Origin of the sequence: Litchfieldella rifensis (assembly GCF_042646605.1) — a bacterium.
Taxonomy (GTDB): domain Bacteria; phylum Pseudomonadota; class Gammaproteobacteria; order Pseudomonadales; family Halomonadaceae; genus Litchfieldella; species Litchfieldella rifensis.
This window is the reverse complement of the sequence record NZ_JBHRUG010000031.1, coordinates 216,405-232,248: the sequence shown is the minus strand read 5'-3', so window position 1 is coordinate 232,248 and position 15,844 is coordinate 216,405. Positions and strand designations below refer to the sequence as shown.

At 62.9% G+C, this 15,844-nt stretch carries 18 protein-coding genes and 1 tRNA gene; 7 read left to right on the top strand and 12 right to left on the bottom strand.

The genetic code is table 11. The annotated features are described in order from the left end of the window. The first annotated feature begins 20 nt into the window (after positions 1-20). The 6 genes from ACFOEV_RS16855 (at position 21) to ACFOEV_RS16830 (ending at position 6,705) form a co-directional block, all read left to right on the top strand. Positions 21-2,873, top strand: a complete 2,853-nt coding sequence (locus tag ACFOEV_RS16855; protein ID WP_386776040.1) for a formate dehydrogenase subunit alpha — start codon at positions 21-23, stop codon at positions 2,871-2,873. Positions 2,874-2,884: 11 nt separating this feature from the next. After that, positions 2,885-3,499, top strand: a complete 615-nt coding sequence (fdh3B, locus tag ACFOEV_RS16850) for a formate dehydrogenase FDH3 subunit beta (protein ID WP_386776038.1) — start codon at positions 2,885-2,887, stop codon at positions 3,497-3,499. A gap of 12 nt (positions 3,500-3,511) precedes the next feature. After that, positions 3,512-4,579, top strand: coding sequence for a formate dehydrogenase subunit gamma (locus tag ACFOEV_RS16845; protein WP_386776036.1), 1,068 nt, complete (start codon positions 3,512-3,514; stop codon positions 4,577-4,579). An 80-nt stretch (positions 4,580-4,659) separates the two neighbouring features. Next, entirely contained in the window at positions 4,660-4,977 is a 318-nt protein-coding gene (locus ACFOEV_RS16840; protein ID WP_386776034.1) for a DUF1244 domain-containing protein, read from the top strand. Further along, a complete protein-coding gene (gene moaB / locus ACFOEV_RS16835; protein WP_386776032.1) occupies positions 4,974-5,504 on the top strand; it encodes a molybdenum cofactor biosynthesis protein B in 531 nt (176 codons plus the stop codon). Before ACFOEV_RS16840 ends, moaB begins: the two co-directional genes overlap by 4 nt. After that, the gene (locus tag ACFOEV_RS16830; protein WP_386776030.1) at positions 5,497-6,705 is read left to right on the top strand and encodes a molybdopterin molybdotransferase MoeA; all 1,209 of its coding nucleotides are present in this window, start codon (positions 5,497-5,499) and stop codon (positions 6,703-6,705) included. Before moaB ends, ACFOEV_RS16830 begins: the two co-directional genes overlap by 8 nt. Here ACFOEV_RS16830 and ACFOEV_RS16825 read toward each other — a convergent pair. From ACFOEV_RS16825 to ACFOEV_RS16780, 10 genes are all read right to left on the bottom strand, one after another. After that, on the bottom strand, positions 6,685-7,266 hold the full coding sequence (locus ACFOEV_RS16825; RefSeq protein ID WP_386776028.1) for an acyl carrier protein phosphodiesterase: 582 nt from the start codon (positions 7,264-7,266) through the stop codon (positions 6,685-6,687). The two genes, ACFOEV_RS16830 and ACFOEV_RS16825, sit on opposite strands and share 21 nt — an antisense overlap. A 6-nt stretch (positions 7,267-7,272) precedes the next feature. Further along, on the bottom strand, positions 7,273-7,626 hold the full coding sequence (locus ACFOEV_RS16820) for a TusE/DsrC/DsvC family sulfur relay protein (RefSeq protein WP_386776026.1): 354 nt from the start codon (positions 7,624-7,626) through the stop codon (positions 7,273-7,275). Then, positions 7,626-7,916: a sulfurtransferase complex subunit TusB gene (gene tusB / locus ACFOEV_RS16815; RefSeq protein WP_386776024.1), complete on the bottom strand. Its 291-nt coding sequence runs from the start codon at positions 7,914-7,916 to the stop codon at positions 7,626-7,628. The genes ACFOEV_RS16820 and tusB overlap by 1 nt, the downstream gene beginning before the upstream one ends. 38 nt (positions 7,917-7,954) lie before the next feature. Further along, on the bottom strand, positions 7,955-8,326 hold the full coding sequence (gene tusC / locus ACFOEV_RS16810; RefSeq protein WP_386776022.1) for a sulfurtransferase complex subunit TusC: 372 nt from the start codon (positions 8,324-8,326) through the stop codon (positions 7,955-7,957). A 25-nt stretch (positions 8,327-8,351) separates the two neighbouring features. Continuing rightward, positions 8,352-8,744, bottom strand: coding sequence for a sulfurtransferase complex subunit TusD (gene tusD, locus ACFOEV_RS16805; protein WP_386776020.1), 393 nt, complete (start codon positions 8,742-8,744; stop codon positions 8,352-8,354). Positions 8,745-8,828: 84 nt separating this feature from the next. Then, positions 8,829-9,497: a Bax inhibitor-1/YccA family protein gene (locus ACFOEV_RS16800; protein ID WP_386776018.1), complete on the bottom strand. Its 669-nt coding sequence runs from the start codon at positions 9,495-9,497 to the stop codon at positions 8,829-8,831. 128 nt (positions 9,498-9,625) lie between these two features. Beyond that, positions 9,626-10,072, bottom strand: a complete 447-nt coding sequence (locus ACFOEV_RS16795) for an NUDIX hydrolase (protein WP_386776016.1) — start codon at positions 10,070-10,072, stop codon at positions 9,626-9,628. A gap of 72 nt (positions 10,073-10,144) precedes the next feature. Then, positions 10,145-10,804 (bottom strand): metallophosphoesterase, encoded by a 660-nt coding sequence (locus ACFOEV_RS16790; protein ID WP_386776014.1) that lies wholly within the window; start codon positions 10,802-10,804, stop codon positions 10,145-10,147. A 268-nt stretch (positions 10,805-11,072) separates the two neighbouring features. Next, positions 11,073-11,162: transfer RNA gene (locus ACFOEV_RS16785), tRNA-Ser, on the bottom strand. Between the two features lie 84 nt (positions 11,163-11,246). Continuing rightward, entirely contained in the window at positions 11,247-12,956 is a 1,710-nt protein-coding gene (locus ACFOEV_RS16780) for a potassium/proton antiporter (RefSeq protein ID WP_386776012.1), read from the bottom strand. A gap of 183 nt (positions 12,957-13,139) precedes the next feature. Here ACFOEV_RS16780 and ACFOEV_RS16775 point away from each other — a divergent pair, with 183 nt between their 5' ends. Further along, complete coding sequence (locus ACFOEV_RS16775) at positions 13,140-14,282, top strand: ABC transporter substrate-binding protein (RefSeq protein WP_386776010.1); 1,143 nt, start codon at positions 13,140-13,142, stop codon at positions 14,280-14,282. A 40-nt stretch (positions 14,283-14,322) separates the two neighbouring features. On the opposite strand, the gene ACFOEV_RS16770 is transcribed toward ACFOEV_RS16775, so the two are convergent. Next, positions 14,323-15,105 (bottom strand): alpha/beta fold hydrolase, encoded by a 783-nt coding sequence (locus tag ACFOEV_RS16770; RefSeq protein ID WP_386776008.1) that lies wholly within the window; start codon positions 15,103-15,105, stop codon positions 14,323-14,325. A 41-nt stretch (positions 15,106-15,146) separates the two neighbouring features. Beyond that, entirely contained in the window at positions 15,147-15,833 is a 687-nt protein-coding gene (locus ACFOEV_RS16765; protein ID WP_386776006.1) for a 7-cyano-7-deazaguanine/7-aminomethyl-7-deazaguanine transporter, read from the bottom strand. Positions 15,834-15,844 lie beyond the last annotated feature (11 nt).

The following is a 15,844-nucleotide window of genomic DNA, read 5'->3' as shown; positions in this document are numbered from 1 at the left end:
ACAGCCAGGAGATCGATGCCATGCGTTTGACTCGAAAATCCGATACCCCGAGGGCTGCCGGGCTGGGTATTTCCCGTCGCCAGTTCCTCATGCGTAGCGGGGCCACCACCGGTGGACTGGCTGCCGCCAGTTTCATGGGCGCCCCCATGATGCGCCGGGCCGAGGCCGACGAAAAGACACCGGTGCTGGATACGCCGGTGGAAACGAAGCGCACCGTCTGCTCCCACTGCTCGGTGGGCTGTGGTGTCTACGCCGAGGTCCAGGAAGGCATCTGGACCAAGCAGGAGCCCGCCTTCGACCACCCCATCAACCGTGGCGCCCACTGCGCCAAGGGCGCCTCCCTTCGCCAGCACGGCCACTCCAGCCGACGGCTGAAGTATCCGATGAAGCTGGTCGACGGCGAGTGGCAGCGCATGAGCTGGGAAGATGCCATCGAGGAGATCGGTGACAAGGTGCTGGAGCTGACCGAACAACATGGCCCCGATAGCATCTACTGGCTAGGCTCGGCCAAGTTCAGCAATGAAGGCGCCTATCTGCTGCGCAAGTTCGCCGCCCTGGCCGGCACCAATAACACCGACCACCAGGCACGCATCTGCCACTCCACCACCGTGGCCGGGGTGGCCAACACCTGGGGCTACGGAGCGATGACCAACTCGCTCAATGACCTGCAGAACAGCAAGTCGATCATGTTCATCGGCTCCAACCCCTGTGAAGCCCACCCGGTGGCCATGCAGCACATCCTGATCGCCAAGGAGCATGGCGCCAATATCATCGTCGTCGATCCACGCTTCACCCGCACCGCGGCCAAGGCCAACAGCTACGTCCGCCTCCGCCCCGGCTCCGACGTGGCCTTCATCTGGGGGCTGCTGTGGCACATCTTCGAGAACGGCTGGGAGGACAGCGAGTACATCAATCAACGGGTCTATGCCATGGACGAGGTCCGTGACGAAGTCGCCAACTTCCCGCCCGGCGTGGTCGAGAACATCACCGGCGTTCCCGAGGAGGTGATGCGCGACACCGCCCGCCAGTTGGCCGAGAACCGTCCCGGCTGCATCGTCTGGTGCATGGGCGGCACCCAGCACACCACCGGCAACAACAACACCCGCGCCTATTGCATCCTGGAACTGGCGCTGGGCAACATCGGCAAGTCCGGTGGCGGGGCCAACATCTTCCGCGGTCACGACAATGTCCAGGGCGCCACCGACCTGGGTCTGATGTCCCACTCGCTGCCCGGTTACTACGGCCTGGAGGAGGGAGCCTGGCGGCATTGGGCGCGCGTCTGGGACCTCGACTACGGGTGGCTCGAGAGCCGTTTCGACCCGACCGAGTATGCCGACGGCAAGCCGATGAACTCCAACGGCATCACCGTTTCCCGCTGGGTCGACGGGGTACTCGAGGAGGAGGAGCATATTTCTCAACGAACACGGCTCAAGGCGATGTTCTACTGGGGTCATGCGGTCAACTCCCAGACCCGCGGCACCGAGATGCAGAAAGCCATGCAGCAGCTCGAGATGATGGTCATCGTCGACCCCTACCCGACCGTGGCCGCCGTCATGCATGGCCGCAGCGATGGGGTCTACCTGCTGCCCGCCGCCACCCAGTTCGAGACCTCGGGCAGCGTCACCGCCACCAACCGCGCGCTGCAATGGCGCGACAAGGTGATCGAGCCGCTGTTCGAGTCCAAGCCGGACCACGAAATCATGTACCTGCTGGCCCGCAAGCTGGGCTTCGCCGACCAGCTGTGCAAGCACATCGAGGTCAACGGCACCGAACCGCTGGTCGAGGACATCACTCGCGAGTTCAACCGCGGCATGTGGACCGTTGGCTATACCGGCCAGAGTCCGGAGCGACTCAAGGCTCATCAGCAGAACTGGCATACCTTCGACTTCCACACCTCACGGGCCGAAGGCGGCCCGGCGGACGGAGACTACTATGGCCTACCGTGGCCGTGCTGGGGCACCGCCGAGATGGGGCATCCCGGCACGCCGATCCTCTACGACACCAGCAAGCGGGTGTCCGAAGGCGGCCTGACCTTCCGTGCCCGCTTCGGCATCGAGCGTAACGGCGAGAACCTCCTCGCCGACGGTGTCTTCAGCGCGGGCTCCGAGCTCGAGGACGGTTACCCCGAGTTCACCGCCGACATGCTCAAGGACCTCGGTTGGTGGGACGACCTTAGCGAGAAAGAACAACGAGAGGCCGAGGGCAAGAACTGGAAGACCGACCTTTCCGGCGGCATCCAGCGGGTGGCCATCGCCCACGAATGCGCGCCTTTCGGCAACGCCAAGGCGCGCTGCAACGTCTGGACCTTCCCCGATCCCATCCCCAAGCATCGCGAACCGCTCTACACCAGCCGCCGCGATCTGGTCGCGGACTATCCGACTTGGGACGACGTGGCCTCGCACTATCGCCTGCCGACGCTCTACAAGAGCATCCAGGAGAAGGATGTCACCGGCGACTACCCGATCATCCTGACCTCCGGACGCCTGGTCGAATACGAGGGTGGCGGCGAGGAAACTCGCTCCATGTCATGGCTGGCCGAACTGCAACAGGAGATGTTCGTCGAGATCAACCCGGCACTGGCCAATGACCTGGCGATTCAGGAAGGCGACATGGTCTGGGTCGAGGGCGCCGAAGGCGGACGCGTTCGCGTCAAGGCCCTGGTCACGCCGCGTGTCGCTCGCGAAGTCGTGTTCATGCCCTTCCACTTCGGCGGCATGTTCCAGGGCGAGAGCCTGCACGACCGCTATCCAGAGGGCTCGGCGCCCTACATCCTGGGCGAAGCCGCCAACACCGCCACCACCTACGGCTATGACTCGGTGACCCAGATGCAGGAAACCAAGTGCACCCTGTGTCGCATCGAGAAGGCAAGCTGAGGAGAACAATAATGGCCACGATGAAGTTCATGTGCGACGCGGAACGCTGCATCGAGTGCAACGGCTGTGTCACCGCCTGCAAGAATGCCAACGAGGTGGAGTGGGGTGTCCAGCGCCGCCGCGTGGTGACCCTTGACGACGGCGAACCCACCGAAGTCTCGATCTCGGTGGCCTGCATGCACTGCGACGATGCCCCGTGCATCGCCGTCTGTCCCACCGAGACGCTGTATCAGCGCGATGATGGCATCGTATTGCACGACAAGGATCTCTGCATCGGCTGTGGCTACTGCCTGTACGCCTGCCCTTTCGGTGCCCCACAGTTCCCGAAACAGAACGCCTTCGGCGAGCGCGGCAAGATGGACAAGTGTACCTTCTGTGCCGGCGGCCCGGCGGAAACCAAAGAGGAGGAATACCAGAAATACGGCGCCAACCGTATCGACGAGGGCAAGTTGCCGCTGTGTGCCGAGATGTGCTCGACCAAGGCGCTACTCGCCGGCGACGCCCAGACCGTGGCCGACATCTTCCGCCAGCGCGTCGTCCAGCGCGGGCACGAGGATGGCGCCTGGTCGGGCAACCCCCGGGCCAAGGCGGATTCGCTGGCCTATGACGCCACCCGCCAGGGGTAAGGAGGCCATGTCATGATCCTTTTCAATGCCTGGCCGGCGCTGTGGCGAATGTCGCTGCTCGCCCTGGCCCTGTTGGCCGGCCTGGGACTCGTCCAGCCGGCCCTGGCCCAGTCCGACCCCGATGCCGAGATCGCCACGGCGGTACCGGCGATCAATGCCGATGCCTGGCGTCAGGTACGCAGCGGGGAGACCGGCCCCAACTACCGGGATTCCCGCTTTGACAGCAACTACAACCTGATCAACGCCGGCGGCGAGACCTGGCGCCAGATCCGCAACCGCTGGGTATCTCCCTTCGGCCTGATCGCCATCGGCGCGATGCTGGTGATGATCACGCTTTTCTATCTGGTGTTTGGCCGCAAGGATCTGGACGAGCCACGTACCGGCCGCAAACTGCTGCGCTGGACGGTCCTCGAACGATCCCTGCACTGGACGGTGGCGACGCTGTTCATCGTCCTGGCCCTCACCGGGCTGAACCTGCTGTATGGCAAGTTCGTGTTCCGCCCGCTGTTCGGTGATGCTTTCTGGGCCGGCATGATGTCGGGTACCAAGGTACTGCACAACTATCTGGGCCCCTTGTTCGGTGCGCTGCTGATCATCATCCTCGCCAAGTTCCTCATGCGTAACCTGCCGAAGAAAGGCGACTGGGCGTGGTTCAAACAAGGTGGCGGCCTGATCGGCAAGGGACGCCATCCCGACGCCGGTTTCGCCAATGGCGGCGAGAAGGTCTGGTACTGGCTGCTCGCCACCGCCGGGTTGGCGGTGATCGCCAGCGGCCTGGTGCTCGACTTCCCCAACTACGGGCAGAGTCGCGATACCATGCAGTGGGCCAATATCGTCCATGCTGTCGGCGCATTGGGGCTGACCGCGGTGGCGCTGGGCCATATCTACATCGGCACGCTCGGCACCGAGGGCTCGCTCGAGGGCATGGCCACCGGCTACGTGGACGAAACCTGGGCCAAGGAACACCACAACCTGTGGTACGAACAGGTCAAGGACCAGGCCATCGACGCCGACCAGGTCGCGGCGCGGTCTCGCCCGGGGCCCGATGATAGCGCGCCGGCCGGCGAACGAACGAGTTGATCGTTGCCACCCACAAGACACCGCCCCCGGGCGGTGTCTTTTGTTATGCTTGGGGCAGTTTCCTCAAGGAGATTCACGTCATGTATCACCTAGACGACAGTACCCGTACCGAACTCGAAGCCGCTGCCTTTCGCCGGCTGCTCAAGCACCTGGACGACAACAAGGACGTGCAGAACATCGACCTGATGATCCTGGCCGACTTCTGTCGCAACTGCCTGTCCAAGTGGCTGGTGGCCGCTGCCGAAGAGCGCGGCGCCGAGCTCGATTACGAAGCGGCACGTGAGTATGTCTACGGCATGCCCTACGCGGAGTGGAAGGTCAAGTATCAGGCCCCGGCCACCGCCGAGCAGCTCGCCGCGCTGGACGCTCGTCAGCAGCAGAAGAAGGAACGGCAATGAGCGACGATCGCACGAATTTCGTGCCCTTGAAGTTTGCCGTCCTTACGGTCTCCGATACCCGCACCGAGGACACCGACCGCAGCGGTCAGGCGCTGGTCGAGCGGCTTGGAGAGGCCGGCCATGCATTGGTCGAGAAACGTATCGTCGTCGATGACGTCTACCGTATTCGTGCCCAGGTTGCGGCCTGGATCGCCGCCCCGGAGATTCAGGTGGTACTGACCACCGGCGGCACCGGTTTCACCGGTCGCGACTCCACGCCTGAAGCCGTGAGTGTGCTGCTGGACAAGACCATCGAAGGTTTCGGCGAACTGTTCCGACACCTGTCGTGGCAGGAGATCGGCAGTTCGACCATCCAGAGCCGCTGCCTCGGCGGGCTGGCCAATGCCACGGTGGTGTTCTGCCTACCCGGCTCCACCGGAGCCTGCCGTACCGCCTGGGACGGTATTCTGCGCGAACAGCTCGACAGTCGTCACAAGCCATGCAACTACGCCAATCTGGTCATCCCCGGGCGAGGCACGCATGGCTGACGAGCTGCAGAGTGTGGAAGCGGCCCTGGGCGCCCTACTCGATGGCGTCGCTCCCCTGCCCGCTGAAACCGTGCCTTGTGACCAGACCGCCGGGCGAGTGCTGGCCGCCTCCGTGGCCGCCCGCCTCGACGTGCCACCGTTCGACAACAGTGCGATGGATGGTTACGCTCTACGCGCCGTGGATGCCGGCCGAGTGCTACCCATATCGCAGCGTATCGCTGCCGGCCAGCCCGCCGGCCCTCTGATCGCTGGCACCTGTGCACGAATCTTCACCGGCGGCGAAATACCGCCCGGCGCCGACTGCGTGGTAATGCAGGAACGCGTCGAGGTGCGCGAAGACGGCATCCGGGTTCCCGGCGACATCCCCTCCGGCGACAATGTGCGCCGCCGCGGCCGCGACGTCCAGGCCGGCAACGAATTGCTGGCCGCGGGTACGCGGCTCGAGGCCGCCGCCCTGGGCCAGCTCGCCGGCCAGGGGGTGACCGAGGTCGAAGTGCGCCGACGCCCACGGATCGCGCTGTTGTCCACCGGCGACGAGGTAATTACGCCCGGTCAGCCATTGGCCCCAGGGCAGATCTACAACTCCAACAGGCCCATGCTGACACGGCTTGTGGAACGCTTCGGCGGCGACGTGGTGTATACCGCTGGTGTTCCCGACGACTTCGAGGCCACTTGCCGCACATTGACCGAGGCAGCGGAAATCGCCGATGTCGTGATCACCACCGGTGGCGTCAGCGTCGGCGAAGAGGATCACGTCAAGCATGCCCTGGAACGCCTGGGGCAACTGGATATGTGGCGCCTGGCCATGCGTCCCGGCAAGCCCCTGGCCTTGGGCCGGTTACCGCATGAGGGGGCGGAAGCGCGCTTCATCGGCCTGCCTGGCAACCCGGTATCCGGTTACGTCGGTGCCTGGCTGTTCCTGCGCCCTCTGCTCGGGGAGTTGCTGGGCTGCCCGGCGCTCAAGACGCTGCCACGCATTCGCGCGCGCAGCGACTTTGCTACCCGCACCCAGGCACGACGCCACTACATGCGCGTTTCACTGACTTTCGACGAAGACGGCGCCAGAGCCCATGCCTTTGCCGATCAGAACTCGGCAGTCCTGTCGTCCTGCGTCACGGCCAATGCACTGGCGGTGATTCCGGCCCACAGTGAACTGCACTCGGGTGATCCGGTGGATTGTCTATGGCTGGTCGAAGCCTGAGCCGACTCCCAGTTGCTCGTGGAGCTCGAGCCAGAGCGCCTGGAAGTCCGCTTCCAGGCGTGCATAGTCACCTTCCAGCCAAGGCACCAGTAACGCCAACCGGTTGGGCCCGGAGAGCCGCTGGCCGATCCCCGTCACGGCACGACAGGTAAAGCCAAAATCGGCATAGCGGCGCAACCAGTCCTCCTGGACCAGTACCGGCATCATCGTCGCCAACCGGTCCGGCGCCGGGCGTTCATCGAGCAGGCGGTAGCAGCGCGCCACCAGCCGCTGATGGACCGGAGACATCCGCATGCGACGAGCCAAGAAATGATCCCACATCAGATCCAGAGCGATCCCGGCATAGCGACGTTGACCATCCGGGGCCCGGTGGCGCGCCTCGAGCACGATATCGTGCCTATCGACAAAGGCATCGACGTGTCGATGATGTTGGATCCCCGCGGCAATGGCCGGCACCCAATCCGTCAGATCGGGTCCCTTGACGCCATCGGCAATCAGGTTGCCGTAGAGGAAGTCATCACTCCCACCGTGGGCCAACCAGGCATGCGCAAGAAAGTTCACACGACCTCACAGACAATTGGCCGGCTTGGGCAGCCCGGCCAGGCGTGCGCCGACCTTGGCCGGGCTATCGGGAAACAGGCGCAGCAGATGGAGTGACTTGCCCTTGTCAGGCCCCAAGGCCTGTCCAACTGCTTTGACCAGCGGCCGCATGGCGGGTGCCGTCTCGAAATGAGCATAGAAATCCCGTAATACCGTAATGACTTCCCAGTGCTCATCCGTCAACTCACGGCCCTCCTCGGCCGCCAGTGCCTGCGCCACCTCGGGGGACCAATCGTCGAGATCGACCAGATAACCTTCCGGGTCCAGAGCGATTTCCCGCTCATTCACGGAGAGATAACGGTATATTTCTACTGAAGCCATCAGAACCAGCTCACTGTCTTGTCGGCTTCCTCGGTCAGGGTGACGAAGCCATCCACATCGACCACCAGTACCCGGTCATCGCAGCGGCCATCCAGACCGCGTGACACCAGATCCTCGCGCAGCGCGAAGAGCCGCCCGATGATCGGTTCGAAGTAACGCACCAGTTGCGGCAAGGCCCCTTGCACCGCATCCTCGATCAACAGCAGACGGTCTTCCGGGCCCATGGCATCCAGGGCTTGCTGATAAACGCGACTCGCGCTCGGCGACCGGTTGAGTATATGAAGAATCATGCGGGCGTACTCCTCGATGGGCCACACGGCCTACTCGACTAGAAATTCAGAATCTGCCGATGGCGCGCCAAGACGCCGGCAATGGTCCCGCCCTCGAGTCGCGAGACCGGCACGGACAGATCATCGACATCGATTCCTCGCTCGGCCAACGCCCGATCGTCGACCAGCAGAGTGTCGATATCATACATGCCCAGCATTTCCAGCATCGGTTGTGTGCCTTTCTGCCCCAGCGGTCCGACTTGCTGACCGTCGAGCAGGGCCATGGCACCATCGCCGAGGAACAACAGGCTGACCCGCTGGCCGAAAGCGGCTGCGACCAAGGCCGCCTCGAGACCTTCACGCAACCAACTGCTGCCATGCGGCCCATGACGCAGGATAACCAGCAGGTCGCCTTCGGGAATATCGTTCATCTTCCAGTCCTGTCATTGCCAGCCGTCACGGCGAAAAGGTCACCAGGCGATCATGGCGGCTACCGGCCTCGATCAGCTGGCCCAGCCCGGTCAACTCGAAGGGTGCTTCCAGGCTGTAACCCTGCTTGCCATGCCGTGTCGCCTCGCGCTCGTCGAGGAGGCCGCGGCGCAGGCCGGCTGCGATGCATACCAGCAATTCGGTGCCATGCTCGTCGTGCAAGCGGCGCCAGGCGTCGAGCAGGTGCGGCTCGTCCTGGGGCGGTGCCGACAAACGCGCCGCATTGTAGACACCATCATGATAGAAGAACACCACCGCCAGCTGGTGCCCTCGCGCCACCAGCGCCTGGGCGAAGCGCAGCGCCGAGTGTGACGCCTGGTAGCTATAGGGGCCACCTTGTACCAGCAGCGCATATTGCATGACCTCAGCCCTCCTCGATGTGGATCACAAACGGACTGGCCCCACCGAGACGGCGGGGCCAGTGGTCACCACGAGTATGCCGTGTCAGTCGCTGCTCATGATACCCAGCAGCGAGAGCAGGCTGATGAACAGGTTGTAGATCGACACATACAGTGTAATGGTCGCGAGAATATAGTTGGTCTCGCCTGCCCGGTGGACGATCTCACTGGTCTGGTAGAGGATTGCCGCCGAAGAGAACAGCACGAAGCCGGCGGAAACTGCCAATGATAGCGTCGGGATGTTGAAGACCAGCGCCGCCACCATGGCCAGAACCAGTACGATCGCACCTGCGAGCAGGAAGTTGCCAAGGAAGCTGAAGTCCTTCTTGGTAACCAGTGCCACGGCGGAGAGACCGATGAAGGTTGCGCCGGTCATGGCCAACGCATTCATGATCAGTGCCGGACCGTTGGGAAGCGCCACGTAGGCACTCAGAATCGGGCCCAGCGTGAAGCCCATGAACCCGGTGAAGGCGAAGGTCGCCAGCAACCCTGCCGCGGAATTAGCCGTCTTGTGGACCAGGAACATCAGTCCATAAGCGCCGATGAAGAACACCAGGATGTTCATCCGCTCGATGCCCATGGCCATGGCAGCCCCGGCAGTCACGGCGGAGAACAATAATGTCATCGCCAACAAGGCATAGGTGTTGCGCAGTACCTTATTGGCACTGACGGCACTTACCTGGTGCTGTCTCGCCTGCGTATCTTGATAGGCCATCGATCGATGCTCCCTCTGTTGTTGACCAAGCCAGTCGGCCAAGGATGCCGTTTCGAGGTTCCCGACGCAAGATTTACCGCTTAACGTTTTGATCACCAAGCGTCTATCGGCGACCGACCGGCCTCACCTCATGCTTTCTCAAGATGGCGGCTTAGTGCCGTTTCGGCAAGGGCAAGTACATCCACACTAGCAGTATCGCCCAGCGCGGCGACCTGCTCCAGGGTGAACCAATCCACCGCCCGGGCATCGTCGGCGGGCCTCCCCGAACCGGATCGCCAAATGCAGCGCACCGCCACCAGCACGTAATGATGGGCGACACACTCATCGGCTCCACCGGCGAGCACGTCCAACGCGGTCAGCACCTCGTCAGCGCAGGCTTCCACCCCGGTTTCCTCGTGCAACTCGCGCTCTGCCGCGGCAAAAAGCCGCTCGCCCCACTCGATATGGCCACCAGGGAAACCCCAGCAGCCGGCGTCCGGTGGGTTGGCACGCCGCACCAGCAGCACCTTGCGATCATGTACCACTACCGCCAACACTGCCGGAACGGGGCTGCCCCCTCTGCTGCTCGTTATCACCACACCTCCCTTCCGGCTACCTCTTGTCGGCCACGTCACACGGACGTCTACCCCCTGCCCTCGCCATCGCCGTTATCGCGGGACAGTCCTGGCAATGTCCTCGAGCGCCAGCAGCGTGAGCCGGCCGGTCATGAATGCTCCGGTGTCTATAAAGTATACATTGCCCAGCCATTTTGGCGTCCGCAGTATGGTATGGCCGACCACCACGGCATCGATCCCCCTCACCTTCGAGCTATCGCCCTTGCCGATCCGGCGACGCGACCACACCAGATCGTGTGCGATAGTGGCGTCATCGCGCTCGATCATCGCCCAATCCGTCGGTGGCTCGGCATGCACGATACCCAGCCGCATGCCCGCGACCTCGATCTCGAAGGCGTAAGGCATCCGCGACAAGGCCTCGTGCAACCGCTGGCGCACGGTTTCCGGGTCTTCATCGCGCACCCAGGTACCACCATTGAGCAACCACATGCCCCAGTGCCCTTGTTCCAGGGCATCGCGTGCCAACAGTTCATGGTTGCCCCGCACCGCATGAAACCAGGGCTCGAAAGGCAGACTCAGGCAAGCGCGAGAGTTCGGCCCACGATCGATCAGATCGCCGACGCAGAACAACCGGTCGCGTGAGCGCTCGAAGCCTGCACGGTCGAGCTCGTTCATCAAGAGATCATAGCAACCATGGATATCGCTCACGACAAAGTCGCGGCCCACGGTATTGGCCGAGAAGCGCTGAAGCATTTTGCCTCCTGCACTCAAGACGCTTAGAAACAGTATCGTTGCTTGGCGGGGAACCTGCAGGGAATGAACGCCATGGCAATCATGGGCACGAGACCCACTCCCTAACTCGAGGCTAAACTCGCTCGGAGTCCGGCCCACGCCAGACTCGGGCCGATCTTCCATGCTTGTTATCGATGGGACAACAAAAAGCCCACCATATTTTCCGATGATGGGCTTTTTGTCGGGCAGCCTGTGAAATGCCTCACAAGCGCCGGATAATCAGGGTGAGTGGCGGAGGGACAGGGATTCGAACCCTGGGAAGGCTCTCACCTTCGCCGGTTTTCAAGACCGGTGCATTCAACCGCTCTGCCATCCCTCCGGCTCACGGCGCTGAATACTACCAGTTTTGATGCCTTCGTCAAGAGCCGGTTTGCGATCAAGGTGTTATCAAGCCCAAGGAAACCTAATGATAGAGCCGCAAGCCGACCTTGGTGACCTTGTTGCCTTCCATTTCGCTGACAACCCAGTGGATGCCATGCCAGCCCACGTCATCCCCCACCACCGGATGCCCACCGACCCGGAGCGACACGAATTCGCCCAGGGTCATATCCTGCTCCCCCGTGCTCAAGGTCAGGCCGTAAGCAGCCGCCACATCGCTCATCAGGGCATCGCCATCCAAGGTAAAGGTACCGAAGAAAGCACGCTCGCGCTTTAGCTTGGCATCGCCGCTGAACAACCGATTGAGTGCCGGCAGATCGCCGCTACGCCCGATCACACAGATCACGTCCCCCAGCCGTAGCCGCGTACTGCCCTTGGGATGCAGCATGGCGTGCTGACGGAACATCGCCGAGATCAGTGCGCCGGAAGGAAAGCGCAGCAGCCGGATCGGTACGTCGTCGAGATCTTCGTTATCGACCTGATAGACGAACATCTCATAGTCATTCTCTGGCAGGATGCCCAACGGTCCTCGCCTGTTGGGCGTCACGCCCGTCGGCACTTCGACCTTCATCCAGCGTGCCATCATCGACAGCGACCCCCCCTGGATCAACAGGGACATCAGGACCACCGCGAAGGCCACGTTGAAATACAGCGAGGCATTCTCCACGCCACCGATCACCGGAAAGATCGCCAGTACAATGGGGACCGCGCCGCGCAACCCCACCCAGGAGATGAAGCCGATCTCGCGCCAGCGAAACTTGAAGAACGGCTTGATCGAGATCAGTACCGCCAAGGGCCTGGCGATAAAGATCAGTGCCAGGGCCACCAATAAGGCCGGCAACGCATATTCGAGCATCTCGCTGGGTGTCACCAACAGGCCAAGCACCAGGAACAGCCCGATCTGACTCAGCCATGCCAACCCATCGTGCACGGGCAGGATGAAGTTGAGATGGCGTCCAGGCTGATTGCCGATCATCAGCCCGGTAAGATAGATTGCCAGGAAGCCGCTTCCGCCGAGCCCACTGGTCACCCCGAACACACAGAAAGCCAGCGCCAACGCCAACAAGGAATACAGCCCCGGGGCCAGATCCAGCCAACGCAACAACCGCGCGATCAACCACCCTGCCCCAACCCCGATGGCCAACCCCAAGCCGAACTGCGACAACAGGAAGATCACCGTCTCGCCGATACCACCGATTTCTCCCACCAGCAGCTCGACCAGCATGATGGTCAAAAAGATCGCCATCGGGTCGTTGGTGCCCGATTCGATCTCGAGGGTCGCCCCAACGCGTTCGTTGAGATTGACCCCGCGCCCGCTGAGCATCGAGAACACCGCCGCGGCATCGGTAGAGCCAACGATGGCGCCCACCAGCAGCCCTTGTACCAACGAAAGCTCGAAGATCGACATGGCGATCATGCCGACCAGGGCACTGGTAATGAACACCCCTAGCGTGGCCAGCGACAAGGCCGGTTTGAAGCCGACACGAAATGTCTTCAGCCGCGTACGCAAGCCGCCATCCAGCAGGATCATCGCCAGCGCCAGGTGTCCGATCAAGAAGGCCAGCGAGTAGTCGTCGAACTGGATCCCCAGCACGCCCTCCTCACCGGCCAGCATTCCCAGCCCCAGGAAGATCAACAGCAAGGGCACGCCGACCATCGTCGACAGGCGACTGGCCAGAATGCTCAACGCAATCAGTAAACCGCTGAAAAGGAAAAGGCTGTTGATGCTATCCATGGCAAGCTGCTGACGACCAAAAAGCGGATTATGCCATGCCCCCGCATCAACAGCGACGAATGCAACCGTATGCGACCGCCGTTGTGACTAGGCAGTCAACGAAACCCGAGGATACACTTGGGCTCCGTGTCGCTGGTCATGCTCGCCATGATGGCCAGGGTATTCGCTGGTGGAGACACTCTGATGACGAGCATGCAATGTCGGCTGGGCAGGCTGAGCCTGGCCCTGCTGTTGGCGCTGATCCTGGCCGCCCCTCTGCTGGCCGACCGTTCCGGGAGCGCACCGGCAGACCGAGTCGACGAGGTGGCCATCGACGCGGCGTCCCGGGTCACCAGGCTGGAGAAGAGGCCGGTCGGTGGGCCGCGCGTCAACACCCCCAACCAGCCCACCGCTCCTTCGATCACCTTGCGCACCCCCGAGCCCATCGCACCCCCGCCCATGCGCGAATTGAGCCTGGTACTCAACTGGTATCTGAGCCCCCAACATGCCGCTCTGATCGTGGCACGTGAGCGGGGCGAATTCGACCGACAGGGACTCACTGTCAGCATCTCCGCCCCTGCCGACCCCAGCGTGCCGACCAAGTTGGTCGCTGCCTCGCGCGCCGACCTGGCCCTCGGTCGCCAGCCCCAGCTGCACCGGCAAATCGCCGAGGGCCTACCATTGATCCGGGTCGCCACCCTGGTCGGCACCCCCCTCAACAGCCTGGTGGTGCGCGAGGACAGCGGTATCGACAGCCTGTCGAAGCTGGCGGGGAAGTCGGTTGGCTATGCCATCGATGACGACATTCAACCGATCCTGTCCACCATGCTCATTCATCATGGGCTTTCACTCGATGACATCAGCGTGCAAGGCGTGGACTTCGCGCTGGGACCGGCGCTGGCGGATAAGCGCGTCGACGCCGTGATCGGCGCCATGCGCCACGTCGTGCCCTTCCAGCTCAACGAAGAGGGGATTCGCTCGCGCAGCTTCCTGGTCGAGGAGCACGGCCTGCCACGCTACGAAGAATTGATCCTGATCGCCAATCGCGATCAGCTAAACGGCAAGCGGGACGATATCCGCCACCTGATCACTGCCATCGAGGATGCGACGCACTGGATCATCAACCACCCAGAGGAAGCCTGGGAACTGGTGACGCTCAGCGAGCCCAGCCTGGATACCGCCGCCAACCGGCAGGCATGGCCGGAGATATTGCGCCGGCTATCGTTGCGCCCGGCGGCCCTCGATGCCAGTCGCTACCTGTCGTTCGAGGCGTTTCTCCATGAACGAGGGGTAATCGACGAGCGCCACCCGATCGAGCGGCTCGCCGTCGACCTGAGCGCGCCCTGAGGTCGAATGCTCCTCGAGCGAAGGCCATCGCTGGGTCGCGTCAGCCGTCACCGACCTGGTCGAGAAAGGCATCGACCGCCGCCTGGAAAGCCTCGGGCCGTTCGGCATGCAGCCAATGACCGGCATCGAGAGAGACCAGCTCGGCGTTCGGCAACACCTCCCGGGTCCGCGGCAGCATCTCATCGGTGACATAACGAGATCGGGCGCCGCGCAGCACCAGGGACGGCCCCTCGTAAGGCACGTCGCCATCGGGCTCGCCGCGGATATCCTCGTAACCGGCCTGGATCTGGTCGAGCCCCAACCGCCACCGCATCACGCTCTCGTCGTCGCGCACGAGGTTGGTGGCCAGAAACAACCGAATCGGCTTTTCCGGCACATGGTCCGCCATCAAGGCATCGACCTCGCGACGATTACTCGGAGCCTCGGCTTCTACGGAGCGCAGCGCGGCGAAGATGGCGTCGTGATCATGGCCGTAGCGAACCGGTGCAATATCGGCGACCACCAGTGATGCCACCCGCTGCGGATGGAATCGCGCCACGGTGATGGCGACCTTGCCTCCCATCGAATGTCCCAGCAGGTGGCAGCGCGCGATCTCGAGCCGATCGAGCACCGCCAGCACATCGTCGGCCATCTCCCGGTAGCTCATGCCCTCGGCATGCGGCGAACGGCCATGATTGCGCAGATCAAGGGCCACCACGCGCCGTTTGTCCTGCCACTGCTTGATATGCGAACGCCAGTTGTCGGCACTCCCCAGCAGGCCGTGAATGACCACCAGCGGCGTCCCTTCGCCACCGGTATCGAGGGTATGAAGCTCCAGAGCCATGCGATTCTCCTTACGCGGTTCGGTTCCTTAGCATGAGACCTTCAGCGTGCCTTCTGCGCCGGCAGGCCGGGAGCAAGGTCCCGCTGCCCCGTCAACCTTACCAGGCGACGGCTGAGCCATCCCAGCAACAGGCCATACAGGGGCAGGAAGAACAGCAGGCTGACGGACAGCTTGATCACGTAATCGACCCATGCGATTTCCGGCCAGTTGGCCGCCATGAAAGGATCGGGGCTGTTGTGGAAGGCGATCGAAAAGAAGGCGAACGTATCGGCCAGGTTGCCGAACAGCGTGGAAACCGCCGGCGCCACCCACCAAAAGCGCAACCGCCGCAGACGATCGAAGACATGAATGTCCAGCAGTTGGCCGAGCACATAGGCCATAAAGCTGGCCAGCGCGATACGCGCCACGAACAGGTTCCACTCGCCCAGCCCCTCGAAACCGGCGAAGCCCCCGCGGGGGAAAATCACCGACACGGCATAGGAAATCACCAGCGCCGGCAACATCACCCGCGCAACGATCGCCCGCGCCGGTTCCTTGCCGAACAGACGCACCGTGAGGTCGGTGGCCAGGAAGATGAACGGGAAACTGAAGGCGCCCCAGGTGGTGTGCCAGCCAAACAGCGTGAATGGCAACTGCACCAGATAGTTACTGGCGGCGATGACGAGGATATGGAAAGCGACCAACGCCGCCAATAGCCGGCGAGCCTGGGAGGAAGACAGCGTGAACATCGAGTACCGGC